Here is a 12,474-nt window from a genome sequence, read left to right on the forward strand (position 1 = left end):
GCGATACGAGCGGGCGGCGGGCCACGGCCACGAGCACAAGGAGCGGGCGTTGCGGGTACTGGTGACCGGTGGGTCGGGCTTCGTCGGCGGCCACGTAGTGGCGCGCCTTCGCGAAGAGGGCCACGAGGTCGTCGTCGCTGACCTGAAGCCCTTCCCCGGCGGCGACGTCGAGACCGTCGTCGGCGACCTCCGCGACAAGTCCGTCGTCGAGGCGGCGCTGCAGCCCGGGACCGACGCCGTCGTGCACCTCGCGGCGCTCACCTCGGTGCTGCAGAGCGTGAACGAGCCGGAGGCCGTCTACGACACCAACGTCGCCGCGACCTCGATGCTCCTAGAGCGCTGCCGCGAGCTCGGCGTCGGGCGCTTCGTCCTCGCCTCGACCAACGCCGTCGTCGGCGACGTCGGCTTCGCGGCGATCGACGAGCAGATCGTGCTCCGCCCTCTCACCCCCTACGGGGCGACCAAGGCCGCCGGCGAGATGCTCCTCAGCGCCTACGGCGCCTGCTACGCGATGCAGTGCGTGGCGCTGCGCTTCACGAACATCTACGGCGCGGGGATGCAGGTGAAGGACTCCGTCGTCGCCCGCTTGATGCGCGCCGCGATGGCCGGGGGCGGCATCCAGATCTATGGCGACGGCGAGCAGGTCCGCGACTACCTCTACGTCACCGACGCGGTGGCGGCGATCGTGCTCGGCCTCTCGCTCGGGCACTCCGACACCCTCACCATCGGGGCGGGCGTCTCGGTCTCGATGAACGAGCTGCACCGCCTGTGCTGCGAGGCGACCGGCGTCGAGATCGGCGCCGAGCACATCGAGGGCAAGGCCGGCGAGATGCCGGCGGTGATCGTCAGCCTCACCCATGCCACCGAGCTCGGCTTCACCCCCGCCTACACCGTCCTCGAGGGACTGAAGGCGACCTGGGCGGACTTCACCGCCGCGGGCTGATCCTCGGCGCGCTCCGGAACCGTCCTCGCCCCTTGGTACAGGACGTAGCGCACCGGTTACCCCGCTTCGCCCTCGAGACGTGCGATCTCGGTCGTGAGGGCGTCGTACTCGTCGCCGAGTGAGTTCAGCTTCATCTCGGTGACGATCGCCTCGTCTTCGAACTGGTTGGCCCTCGTCTCGATCTCGGCGACCTCCGCGAGGAGCACGTCGGCCTTGGCCTGCGGTTCCTTGGCGAGCAGACGGGTCTCGGCGGCGAGAGCGATCAGCTCCTCGCCGCGAGCGGCAAGCGCGTCGATCTCTGACTGCTTCTCGTCGCGCGCTGCACGTGTCTCGTTGAGGTCCACGGATGCTGTCCCTTCGTGGTCGACCGTCCGATGCTCGCGACGGTACTGGCCGAAACCCCATCATCCGCACCTCACCCGGCTCTTCGGCAAGACGTCACCGGCTGCACGCCGGCCGCCGCTCAGCGCTTGGCGCGGCTGGCCTTGAGGAGCGGGCGCTCGCGCCACCAGGTCCGCAGCACGACCTTCCCGTAGCGGTAGCCGTAGGCGAGGTTGCCGCCCTTCTTCGAGGCGCCCGAGGCGCGGGCGCGCATCGTCATCGGCACCTCGCGGTAGCGGGCACCGGTCGCGATCGCCGAGATCAGCAGTTCCGAGGCCTGGTACTGCGGCTCGTGGAGGGTGAGGCTCGCCGTCAGCGCGGCGCGCATCGCGCGGATCGGGTTGGCGGTGTCGGTGACCTTGGTGCCCGTGAGGGCAGAGATCAGGCGCGCGTAGACGAGGACGCCGGTGTTGCGCATCTTGTCGTCGGACTCGGTGGCGCCGAGACGCCGCGAGCCGTTCACGAAGTCGGCGGCGCCGGCGACCACCGGCTCGAGGGCCCGCCCGAGGTCGGCCGGATCACCCTGGCCGTCGCCGTCGGCGGTGACGACGTACTTCGCGCCGCGCTCGCGCGCGACGCGGTAGCCGAGGCGCAGCGCCGCCCCCTGGCCGCGGTTCACCGGTGCGATCACCGCCAGCTGGCCAGCCGCGCGCACCTTGGCGGCGGTGCCGTCCTCCTCGCCGTCGATCACGACGATCGCCCGCGCGTCGAGGTCGCAGAGGTTCCCCGGCAGCTTCTCCAGCAGGGCGTCGATGTTGTCGACCTCGTGGTAGGCGGCGATCACGATCGCCACCGGCGGGAGGGCGACCGCGCCGTGCGCGGCGGCGAACTCCTCGAGGGCGACCTGGTCGACGAGGGCGTCGAGCGCGCGGCGGCGCTCCTCGCGCGGCGTCGTCCTCATCGGCGCGGGCTGGTGCCGGTGCTCAGGGCCGCCCGCCGGTCGGGGCGAGCATCGTCACGGCGGCGACGTTGCGGTCCTCGACGGCGGGGTGCTGCCCCTCGGGGGCGACGCCGTGCAGCACGGCGGTCGCGTGGAACAGGGCGCGCAGGATGTCCCGGAGCTCGGGTGGGGGAGGGAAGTACTCGTCCTCGTCGACGACGGGGACGACCTCCACGCCCTCGCGTGGCGCGAGGCGGGCGATGACCTCCTCGACGAGGCGCTCGGGGGCCGAGGCGCCGGCGGTGACGCCGACCACCCCCGCGAGGTCGTCGGGGAGCTCGTCGGCGGTGTTCACCCGCAGCACGCGGGGCGAGGAGGCGGCGGCCACCTTGGCGAGCGACACGGTGTTCGAGGAGTTCTCCGAGCCGATGACGACGACCGTGTCGCAGCGCGGCGCGACCTCGCGTAGCGCCGCCTGGCGGTTGGTGGTGGCGTAGCAGAGGTCCGAGCGCGTCGGCATCCACAGCTCGGGGAAGCGCGCCTTGGCGGCGTCCGCGATCCCCTGCCACTCGTCGTGGGGGAGGGTCGTCTGTGCGAGCAGCGCGACGGCGCCTTCCGGCTCGGGCATCGCCGCCACGTCCCCCTCGTGCTCGACGAGGCGTACCGCCCCGGGCGCCACCGCCATCGTGCCGATCGCCTCCTCGTGGCCGGCGTGGCCGACGTAGACGACGGTGTAGCCCCTGCCGGCGCGCACCTTCAGCTCGTGGTGGACCTTGGTGACGAGCGGGCAGACGGCGTTCACCATCGGCCGCCCGCCGGCCTGCGCGGCGGCCTCGACGTCAGGGGCAGAGCCGTGCGCCGAAAGCATCAGCGGGGCGCCCGCCGGCACCTCGGCGACGTCGTCGACGAAGATCACCCCCTGGCGCGCGAACTCCTCGACCACCAGGCGGTTGTGGACGATCTCGTGGTAGCAGTAGACGGGCGGCTCGAAGATCCGCACCATCCACGCGAGGGCCTTGATCGCCATCTCGACGCCCGCGCAAAAGCCGCGCGGTCGCGCCAGGAGCACCCGCTCGACGTTCATCCCGCCGAGGCTACCTGCCATAGCCGCTACCCTTGCTTCATGCCGTTCCCGCAGGTCGTTGCGGTCGCGCCCGACTCGCCGGCGGACCGCGCGGGGGTGCTCGTCGGCGATGAGATCGCCGCCATGAACGGCGAGGTGCCCCGCGACGTCATCGCCTACCGCCTCCTCGCGGACGAGGCGTGCCTCGAGTTGTCGCTCCGCCGCGGCGGCCTCGAGCTCGAGGTCGCGATCGACAAGCAGGCCGGTGAGCCCCTCGGAATCGAGGTCTCCTCGGCGCTGTTCGACCGCGTTCGGACCTGCGACAACCACTGCTCGTTCTGCTTCATCTACCAGCTGCCGAAGGGGATGCGGAAGAGCCTCTACGTGAAGGACGACGACTACCGCCTCTCCTTCTTGTACGGCAACTTCACCACCCTCACCCGCTTCACCGAGCTCGACCTCGAGCGGGTCGTCGACGAGGCGCTGTCGCCGCTCTACGTCTCGATCCACGCCACCGACCCCGAGGTGCGCGCCCACCTGCTGCGCAACCGGCGCGGCGCGACGAGCCTGCGCTGGCTCGCGCAGCTGCTCGAGCACGGCATCGAGGTGCACGGCCAGCTCGTCATCTGCCCGGGGGTGAACGACGGCGCCGTGCTGTACGGGACCCTCGCCGGGATCCTCGAGCGCTTCCCGCGCCTCTCGTCGGTGGCGGCGGTCCCCCTCGGGGTGAGCCGTCACTCCCATGAGCCGGAGATGCGCCCGCACTCACGGGCCGAGGCCGAGGTGGTTCTCGACACCGTCGCCGAGTGGCAGGAGCGCTACTCGGCCCTCCTCGGCCGCCGCCTCGTGTACGCGGCCGACGAGTACTACCTCCTCGCCGGCCGTCCCTTCCCGTCATCGGAGAGCTACGGCGAGTTCGCGCAGCACGAGAACGGGATCGGCATGGCCGCGCTCTTCGCCGACAGCTTCGCCGGTCACCGCAGCGGGGCTCCCGCGGTGCGCGGCGGCTTCTTCCACAGCGTCGACGGCGCGCCCGCCGCCGGCTACCGGGCGCACCGGGCGACCCCGTCGCTCGCGGGGGAGGGCGAGGCGCCGGTGACGGTCCTCACCGGCGAGTACGGGGCACGCGTGCTCTCGCCGCTCGTCGGGAGTCTCGGGCGTGACGACGTCGAGGTCCACGCGGTGCGCAACGACTTCTTCGGCGGGAACATCGCCGTCGCCGGCCTGCTCACCGGCGTCGACCTCGCCCGCGCCCTCGAGCGGCTCCCCGAGGGGCGCCGCTACCTCCTCCCCGACGTCTGCCTCTCCGAGGAGCGCTTCCTCGACGGCACCTCCCTCGCCGAGCTGCCGCGCCCGGTCGAGGTCGTCGAGGCGACGGGGGAGGCCCTCGCCCGCGCCCTCAAGCCCCGCCGCCGCAGCCTCGCGCTCGCCGCCAGCTCGTGACCGACGCCCCGCCCGAGGAGCTCGTCGGCGCGGCCGCGCCCCGGCCTCCCGCGGCGGCGCTCCCGGTCGTTTGCATCGTCGGCCGGCCGAACGTCGGCAAGTCGACCCTGCTCAACCGCATCCTCGGGAGCAGGAGGGCGATCGTCGAGGAGAAGCCGGGGGTGACCCGCGACCGTTTCGAGCGCGAGGCCGACTGGCGCGGGCGCCGCTTCACGATCGTCGACACCGGCGGGATGCTGGAACGCGGCGGCGCGCTCGAGCAGAAGGTCACCGACCAGGCGCTGCGCGCCGTTCAAGGCGCGGACGTGGTGCTCCTCGTCCTCGACAGCGTCGTCGGGCTGACCGGCGAGGACGACGCCGTCGCGACGTTGCTCCGCCCGCACTCGGACAAGGTGATCGTGGTCGCCAACAAGGTCGACTCCCAGAACCAGGAGTCCGACGGCTGGGCGCTCGGACGCTTCGGTTTCTCGACGCCGCACCTCGTCTCGGCGCTGCACGGACGCGGCGTGGGCGATCTGCTCGACGTGGTCGTCGCCCGCCTCCCCGAGGCCGAGCCCGAGCCCGAGGTGGAAGGCGAGGGGGAAGGCCTCCCCGACGACGGCGTCCTCGCCTCGATCGCGATCGTCGGCCGGCCGAACGTCGGGAAGTCGACGCTGTTCAACCGTCTCGTCGGCGACGAGCGCTCGGTCGTGCACGACGTGCCCGGAACGACGCGCGACGCGATCGACACCATCGTCGAGACCGAGGAGGGGCGCCTCCGCTTCATCGACACCGCGGGGCTGCGCCGCAAGGCGCGCATCATCGAGGGCACCGAGTACTACTCACTCGTCCGCTCGCTGAAGGCGATCGACTCCTCCAACGTCGCGCTCCTCGTCCTCGACGCCGCCCAGGGGGTCACCCACCAGGAGCAGCGCCTCGCCGAGCGGGTGGACGCCGCTGGCAGCCCGATCGTCATCGTCTTGAACAAGTGGGACCTCTGCGACACCGAGACCCGCCTGCGGGTCGCCGCCGACGTCGCCGACCGCCTCGGCTTCCTCGACTACGCCCCGGTGCTGCGCATCTCCGCGACGACGGGCCTCGGGGTGCAGCGCATCCTCCCGGCGCTGCGGGCGGCGATCGACGCCTACCACCGCCGGATCCCGACGGGGCAGCTCAACCAGACGATGCGCGAGATCCAGAGCGCGCAGCCCGCGGCGGGGGCGCGCATCCTCTATGCGGTGCAGGGCGCCGTCGACCCGCCGACGATCACGCTGTTCACCACCGGGCGGATGCAGCCGACCTACCTGCGCTTCATCGAGCGCTCGCTGCGCGAGCGCTACGGCCTCGGTCCGACGGCGCTCAAGCTGCGCGTCCGGCCCCGCGGCGGCCGCTAGGCGGTGACCGTGGCGTGGTGCGAAACCTGCGCGGAGCCCGTCGAGGACGAGCGCACGGTGCGCGACGAACAGGGGATCGAGCACTGCCCGCACTGCAACTCGGTGGTCGCCCCCGGCGAGGGCGACGACGCACCGCCGAAAGCGCCCTGGCACTTCAAGGTGCTCGCCCTCGGCACCGTCGGCTACCTCGTCTACCGGCTGATCTGGTTCATCTTTTGGCTCCGCCACCACGCCTGACCAGGGGGCGGCACCCCGTCTCGTGAGCTCGGTGGCCCGAGCAGGCCGCGCTCGGCTCGGGGGAACTCAGAGGCCGGCGGCGCAGGCGCAGCCGGGACCGCAGCCGCCGGTGGGCGCCGGCGAGGCCTCCCCCGATGGGGCGCCGACTGCGGCGAAGACCGAGAGCACGCGCCGCGCCTGGTGGCCCTGCGAGCAGGTGGCCGGGTCGGAGGACTCGGCGGCGGGACGACGGAGCTCGAAGGCCTCGTCGCACTCCTTGCAGCGATATTCGTAGATCGGCATCGTCACCTCCTCGACCACGGCACTCTACAGAGGCCGTGACGCCGGAGCACCGAAGGGGTATCGACGGTGAGCGACGACCGCACCGAGCGCACCGCAAAGGGCCAGGACCCGACCGACCCCGGCCGGGCCGAGACTCCCGAGCAGCGCGCCGACCACAACCTCGGCGACCTCCTCCAAGAGCTGCGGGTGCTCGCTCTCGGGGTGCAGGTCCTCTTCGGTTTCCTGCTCGCGATCCCCTTTGCGAAGGGCTTCCCGAGGCTCGACGCCCCCCAGCGCCACCTCTACGTCGCCGGCGTCGCCCTGTGCTGCACGGCGATCGCCCTCCTCATCGCCCCCGTCGCCTACCACCGGGCCGTCTTCCGCACGCACCAGAAGGCCGAGCTCGTCGCGGTCTCGAACGCGATGACCCTCGGCGGCCTCGCGGCGGTCGCCCTCGCCGTGAGCGCCTCAGTGTGGCTGGTGGTGGGGGAGGTCTGTCGCGGCTGGCCGGTGCCGGCGATCTCGCTCGCGGTGCTCGGCCTTTTCGTCGCGCTGTGGGCGGTGATCCCCGTCACCGGCCGCCGGCGGAAGGTGGGCCGGCCGGCTATGTCCCTTCCGGGGTCGCCGCGGTGAGCTCGTAGTGGAGCGTGGTGTAGCGGGCGAGGCGGTGGAACAGCGGGACGAGCACGCCCGGCAGGAGTCCGAACTTGCCGGCGATCGCGCTGCGGGCGAGTGCGTCCTCCTCGCCGCTCAACAGCTGGGCGCTTGCGGGCTGCGCCGGGGCGGTGGGCGCGGTCGGATCTGCGTCGTGGACGGCGGTGGCTCGGAGCGGAATCTCGTTCAGACGGCAGCAGCGGCCGGCATCACCGCGTCCGCGACAGCGGTGCTCCCGGTGTTGAGATACCGCTGCGCGGCCTCAAGGTCGACGACGTCGGCGTACTTGAGGTCCATGTCTAAGAGGCTGATCGCGTGGCAGGCCTCCGTGCGGTCGAACACGCACTCCTCGACGACGCCCATCTTGTAGCGCAGCGACGTTCCATCGACGACGGTGGCGCGAACGCAGCCACTCGTCGATTCACCGACCACGAGCAGGGTGTCGACGCCCAGGTAGACGAGGTGGTCCTGGAGCGGAGTGCGGTGGAAGGCACTCGGCCCCTCCTTCTCGAGAACGAGGTCACCCGGCTGCGGGGCGATCTCCTCGACGATCTGGTTCGCCATCGCCCGCAGCTCCACCGGGAGGTGAGCGAGGTTCGACGGACCCTTCGGCCGGCCGCCCCAATGGCTCGGGAAGTCGTCCATGCCGTGGAGGTAGACGATCGGGACCTCGCGGCCGCGCGCGACCTCCAGCAGCTCGGCCGTGCGGTCTATTGCCTCCCAGCCGTCCATCCCGCACGAGCCTGGCCAGGTGCGGCTCGCGCACGTGGCCGACCGAGGAGTAGTAGTCGTCCACCACGATGATCGCCGGCCGCGCACCGAAGCCGAACGGCGCCCGGCTCAGCCAACCGATGGCGTCGAAATGCGCCTTGTCCCGCTCGCTCAGAAACCGAGCCCACACTTTCGCCAGAGCCGTCTCCTCCTTGGTGACAGCGATCACCGGCCGTTGTTTCTTAGGAGCCAGCCGTGATCGAGCAGTAGTAATCGGCGATGTCCTCGCTCGTGGTGACCCAGACGTCGGCGTTGGCGCAGATCACTCGCAGCACCCGCCGGAGGTACTTGAAGAGGTGGGGCTGGCCGACGACGAAGGTGTGCAGGGGGAGCGCCATGACCATCCCGGTCTTCTGGGCGTCCTCCATCAGGATCTCGAACTGGTCGAGCACCATCCGCTCGTAGTCGGGGCCGGTGAGCAGACCCTTGTTCCACATCGACACGTCGTTCACTTCAAGCGAGTACGGCACCGAGACGAGGCCGTGCTTCGCGAAGGCGAAGGGCTGGTCGTCGCAGCACCAGTCGAGGAGGTAGGTGAGACCGTACTCGGCGAGGATGCGGGGAGTCTCGAAGGTCTCGGAGAGCCCCGGTCCGAGCCACCCCTTCGGGAGCGCAGGGAGCGCCGCATCGAACGTCGCGAACATCTCTTTCAGGAAGCTCTCCTCCTCGTCGACCGCCATGCCGCTCTCCATCTTGGAGTTGGTCTGGCCGTGCGCGATCCAGGCCCAGTCCCGCTCGACCCCGGCCTGCACGATCTGGGGGTAGTGGGTACAGACCTCGGAGTTGGTGATCGCGCTCCCCCGCAGGCCGACCTCGTCGAAGAGGTCGAAAAGGCGCCAGATCCCCACGCGGGTGCCGTAGTCTCGCTGTCCGAGCCCCATCGGGTCAGGCGGGTACTGGCTCCGCGAAGGCACGTCGACGTGGAAGTGCTCGATATTGAGTCCCACATAGAAGGCGAGCTTCTTGCCCTCCGGGAGCACGAGCGGGGGCCGCTCGGTGATGGGCTGGTAGGTGTACAGGTCGTTGTCCATGGTGTCCTTTGCGGCGGAGAGGGTCGGGTCGTCCACGCACCCACCCCACGTCCGGCGCCGCGGCCTCCGGACGTGGGGTGGGTGCGTGGGTGCTCAGTCGATTCCGAGCTTGTCGAGGTAGTCGATCGTCTCGTCGAGGCTGACGACGTCGGCGTACTTCATGTGCATGTCGAAGAGGTTCACCTTGTGCGAGAGCTGGCTGCGGTCAGCCGAGCACTCGTAGGGGATCACGCAGTGGAAGTTCAGTTGGAACGCGTCGAGCAGCGTCGCCCGCACGCAGCCGCTCGTCGTCATGCCCGTAACGATGGCGGTGTCGCAGCCCTCGTGGATCATGTAGGAGGCGAGCGGCGTGCCGCTGAAGCCGCTCGGCTTTGCCCCCTTGTAGATCACGATCTCGTCGTCGCGCGGTGTGAGCGCCTCGACGATGACGTCACCGGGAGGTGTGCCCTCGGGCAGTGGCTCGCGGAGGGCCCCCACCGTCTTCCAGCGGCCACGCTCGGGCGGCCGCGGCGCGTGGGTCTCGTCGAAGTAGCTCTTGGTGAAAAAGACGGGAATCCCCGCCGCCCGCGCCGCCGCCAGCAGGGTCGCGTTCGCCTCGACGCAGGGCCATCCGGTCGGGCTGAAGCCCGTGGGGTAGGCCGAGTCGACGAATGCAATCGTCATGTCGACGATGATGAGCGCCGGCTTCTTGCCCGGCGTCATCGGCCGGTACTGCCGATCAAAGCCGCGGCCGAAGGCCTCGACATCTTCGGGCGGCATGATGCCGTCCCAGGGCTTCGATGACATGGTCATGGTTGATCTCCTTCGGTCGTTGCTCGCGGTTCTTCGGTGTGCCGCCCCTCGCGCGAGGATCGCTGAGGGGCGTTGGTTCAGCTCGTTGCCATGCTCGACAGGTAGTGCTCGGCGATCTCGTCGCTGGTCGTAACCCACACGTCGCTTTCGGCGCAGATCTTGCGCATGACGGCGGCGAAGTGCTTGAAGAGGTGGGGCTGTCCGACGACAAAGGTGTGGATCGGAAGCGCCATCACCATTCCAGTCTTCTGGGCGTCTTCCATCAACACCTCGAACTGATCGAGCACCATCGTCTCGTAGTCCGCGCCCGTGAGCGTGGTCGCCATCCACATGCCGATGTCGTTGATCTCGAGCCCGTAGGGGACCGAGATCATCCCCGGGACCTCGAGAGGGAACGGCTGGTCGTCACAACACCAATCGAGCAGGTACGTAAGGCCGTACTCCGCGAGGATCCGCGGAGTCTCGAAGGTCTCCGATAGCCCCGGTCCGAGCCATCCCTTCGGCCGAGCGGGCAGCGAGTCGTCGAATGCATCGAACATGTCCCACAGGAACTTCTCCTCTTCTTCGACGCCCATCCCCGACTGCATGATCGAGTTCGTCTGGCCGTGCGCGATCCAGGCCCAATCGCGCTCGACTCCGGCCTTCACGATCTGGGGGTAGCGCGAGCAGACGTCGGAGTTCGTGATCGCACTGGCCCGCACACCGAGCTCGTCGAACAGGTCCATCAGTCGCCAGATGCCGACCCGGGTGCCGTAGTCGCGTTGGCCGTGGCTCATCGGGTCCGGGACGCTCGGACGCATGAACGGCTTGTCCACGTAGAAGTGCTCGACGTTGAGGCCAACGTAGAACGCCAGCTTCTTGCCGTCCGGGAAACTGAGCGGGGTCCGCTCGGTGATCGGCTGGTACGAGTAGAGCTCGTTGTCCATGGTCCTCTTCCTCGGTAGGTGCTCTGACTGGGTGCGTGATGCGGTGTCGGTCGGGTTCGCCGCGCCTCGCTCGGTGCTGGGATTCAGCGCGCTATCGCTGGCGCCACGGCGCCGTCGTCCTTGCCCGCCCAGCAGACGCGGCTGATCGCTTCCTCGGTGACCTCGTTGCCCCGCAGCTCCCCGGCGACGACCCCGTCCCGGAAGACGAGAACGCGGTGACACAGCTCCGCGAGGTCCTGGGTCTCCGAGGTGGAGTACAGGACGGTGACGCCGCTCTGGGCCGCTTCCACGATCCGGGAGAAGATGTCGCGTCGGGCGCCCACGTCTACGCCCTGGGTCGGCTCGTCGAGGAGGAGGATCGCCGGGGCGGTCTCGAGCCAACGAGCAACGAGGACCTTCTGCTGGTTGCCGCCGCTCAGGCTGGAGTAGATCGCCTCGCAGTCGGCCGGGGTGACCCCGTAGTTGCACACGAGCGCGGACGCCCACTCCCGCTCCGCGCGCTTGTTGAGCGCGAACGCCCGGACGAACTGCTCGAGCGAAGGGAGCGACGCGTTCTCGCGCACCGTCGCGGCACCGACCGCTCCGTTCAGCAGCCGTTCGGAGGGCACGAGCCGCATGCCGAGGCCAAAGGCGCGCCGGGGGACCATCTGCCCGAGCGGGTAGGGATCGGAACCGATGATCTCGACCGTGCCGCTGCAACCCGGCATCTCGCCGTACAGGGCATAGATCACGCGCTCGTGACCCATGCCCCTCAGGCCGGTCAGTCCGACGATCTCGCCTGCCTTTGCGTCGAGATTGAACGAGCGCACCGGCACGGCCGCCACATCGCGGAAGCGGACGCGGAGCTCGTCGCGGACAGGGTGCTTCTCGGGGTACAGCCAGTCGAGCTGCTGACCGACGATGGCCGTCACGAGCTCGTCGACCGACGTCTCCTCGATCGCGGCCTCCGCGACCTTCTCGCCGTTGCGGAGCACGACCGCGCGGTCACAGATCCGCCAGATCTCCTCCATGCGATGCGAGACGAACAGCACGCCGATGCCGCGGCTCGCCACCTCACGGATGAGGTCGAAGAGCTGGTCCACGCCGTCTTGGGTGAGGAAGGCCGTGACCTCGTCGAGGATCAGTAGCCCCCCGGCGGCGAGCTCGTCCATCGCCCGAGCAATGGCGACCATCGCGCGCTGCACTGGGCGCAGGCGCGAAACTTCGGCGCGCGGATTGATCTCATGGGCACCGACGCGGTCGAGCATCACCTGCGCACGCGCCCGAACCTCCCGCCAGGAGAGGCGGCCGATCGCACGCTTGCCAAGCCGATCGATCAAGAGATTCTCCGCGACCGAGGCCGTCGGGAGCAGCGCGAGGTCCTGGTGAACGACCGCTATCCGAAAGCCGTGGGTGTCCTCGTGCAGCGGCAGCGAGAGACGCGCTTCGCCGATCACCACCGCCGAGTCGGATCCGGCGTCAGGTTCGTGAAAGCCCGCCAGCAGTTTGATCAAGGTGGACTTGCCGCTGCCGTTCTGACCGAGGAGGGCCACCACTTTGCCGGCCGGGATCTCGAAGCCGACGTCGTTCAGCACGGTGCGAGGGCCGAACGACTTCGTCAGGTGCTCGAGCCGGACAACCTGACCGCGGACCGCCTCTTCCTTTCCGATCTCGCGGACCGGGGCGAGGAGCGTGGTCATTGCTGCACCTCTTTCGTCACTTGCTCCGGGTCGGGGTGCT

At 70.0% G+C, this 12,474-nt stretch carries 15 protein-coding genes; 5 read left to right on the forward strand and 10 right to left on the reverse strand.

All coding sequences use genetic code 11. From position 1 onward, the window contains the following. Window positions 1-49: 49 nt before the first annotated feature. A complete protein-coding gene (locus VNF07_00860; GenBank protein ID HVB04788.1) occupies window positions 50-943 on the forward strand; it encodes an NAD-dependent epimerase/dehydratase family protein in 894 nt (297 codons plus the stop codon). A gap of 56 nt (window positions 944-999) precedes the next feature. On the opposite strand, the gene VNF07_00865 is transcribed toward VNF07_00860, so the two are convergent. The 3 genes from VNF07_00865 to ispH form a co-directional block, all read right to left on the reverse strand. Continuing rightward, a complete protein-coding gene (locus VNF07_00865) occupies window positions 1,000-1,287 on the reverse strand; it encodes a hypothetical protein (GenBank protein ID HVB04789.1) in 288 nt (95 codons plus the stop codon). 119 nt (window positions 1,288-1,406) lie between these two features. After that, the gene (locus VNF07_00870; GenBank protein ID HVB04790.1) at window positions 1,407-2,225 is read right to left on the reverse strand and encodes a glycosyltransferase family 2 protein; all 819 of its coding nucleotides are present in this window, start codon (window positions 2,223-2,225) and stop codon (window positions 1,407-1,409) included. Window positions 2,226-2,247: 22 nt separating this feature from the next. After that, window positions 2,248-3,309: a 4-hydroxy-3-methylbut-2-enyl diphosphate reductase gene (gene ispH, locus VNF07_00875; GenBank protein HVB04791.1), complete on the reverse strand. Its 1,062-nt coding sequence runs from the start codon at window positions 3,307-3,309 to the stop codon at window positions 2,248-2,250. A gap of 18 nt (window positions 3,310-3,327) precedes the next feature. On the opposite strand from ispH, the gene VNF07_00880 reads away from it, so the two are divergent. From VNF07_00880 to VNF07_00890, 3 genes are read left to right on the forward strand one after another with little or no spacing between them, the layout of a single operon-like run. Continuing rightward, entirely contained in the window at window positions 3,328-4,710 is a 1,383-nt protein-coding gene (locus VNF07_00880) for a DUF512 domain-containing protein (GenBank protein ID HVB04792.1), read from the forward strand. Beyond that, a complete protein-coding gene (der, locus tag VNF07_00885; protein ID HVB04793.1) occupies window positions 4,707-6,083 on the forward strand; it encodes a ribosome biogenesis GTPase Der in 1,377 nt (458 codons plus the stop codon). The genes VNF07_00880 and der overlap by 4 nt, the downstream gene beginning before the upstream one ends. A 9-nt stretch (window positions 6,084-6,092) precedes the next feature. Further along, window positions 6,093-6,320 (forward strand): hypothetical protein, encoded by a 228-nt coding sequence (locus VNF07_00890; GenBank protein HVB04794.1) that lies wholly within the window; start codon window positions 6,093-6,095, stop codon window positions 6,318-6,320. 66 nt (window positions 6,321-6,386) lie between these two features. Here VNF07_00890 and VNF07_00895 read toward each other — a convergent pair whose 3' ends face one another. Continuing rightward, window positions 6,387-6,602: a zinc ribbon domain-containing protein gene (locus VNF07_00895; GenBank protein ID HVB04795.1), complete on the reverse strand. Its 216-nt coding sequence runs from the start codon at window positions 6,600-6,602 to the stop codon at window positions 6,387-6,389. Window positions 6,603-6,668: 66 nt separating this feature from the next. On the opposite strand from VNF07_00895, the gene VNF07_00900 reads away from it, so the two are divergent. Continuing rightward, window positions 6,669-7,214 (forward strand): DUF6328 family protein, encoded by a 546-nt coding sequence (locus VNF07_00900; protein ID HVB04796.1) that lies wholly within the window; start codon window positions 6,669-6,671, stop codon window positions 7,212-7,214. Here VNF07_00900 and VNF07_00905 read toward each other — a convergent pair. The 6 genes from VNF07_00905 to VNF07_00930 form a co-directional block, all read right to left on the reverse strand. Beyond that, window positions 7,186-7,335, reverse strand: a complete 150-nt coding sequence (locus tag VNF07_00905; protein HVB04797.1) for a hypothetical protein — start codon at window positions 7,333-7,335, stop codon at window positions 7,186-7,188. The two genes, VNF07_00900 and VNF07_00905, sit on opposite strands and share 29 nt — an antisense overlap. A gap of 86 nt (window positions 7,336-7,421) precedes the next feature. Then, a complete protein-coding gene (locus VNF07_00910; protein HVB04798.1) occupies window positions 7,422-7,967 on the reverse strand; it encodes an isochorismatase family protein in 546 nt (181 codons plus the stop codon). Window positions 7,968-8,188: 221 nt separating this feature from the next. Next, a complete protein-coding gene (locus tag VNF07_00915) occupies window positions 8,189-9,073 on the reverse strand; it encodes a polysaccharide deacetylase family protein (GenBank protein ID HVB04799.1) in 885 nt (294 codons plus the stop codon). Between the two features lie 57 nt (window positions 9,074-9,130). Then, window positions 9,131-9,829 (reverse strand): isochorismatase family protein, encoded by a 699-nt coding sequence (locus tag VNF07_00920; GenBank protein HVB04800.1) that lies wholly within the window; start codon window positions 9,827-9,829, stop codon window positions 9,131-9,133. A gap of 77 nt (window positions 9,830-9,906) precedes the next feature. Beyond that, a complete protein-coding gene (locus VNF07_00925) occupies window positions 9,907-10,755 on the reverse strand; it encodes a polysaccharide deacetylase family protein (protein HVB04801.1) in 849 nt (282 codons plus the stop codon). Between the two features lie 83 nt (window positions 10,756-10,838). Beyond that, the gene (locus VNF07_00930; protein ID HVB04802.1) at window positions 10,839-12,434 is read right to left on the reverse strand and encodes a sugar ABC transporter ATP-binding protein; all 1,596 of its coding nucleotides are present in this window, start codon (window positions 12,432-12,434) and stop codon (window positions 10,839-10,841) included. Between the last annotated feature and the right edge of the window lie 40 nt (window positions 12,435-12,474).

This window comes from Acidimicrobiales bacterium (assembly GCA_035533595.1).
GTDB lineage: Bacteria > Actinomycetota > Acidimicrobiia > Acidimicrobiales > Bog-793 > DATLTN01.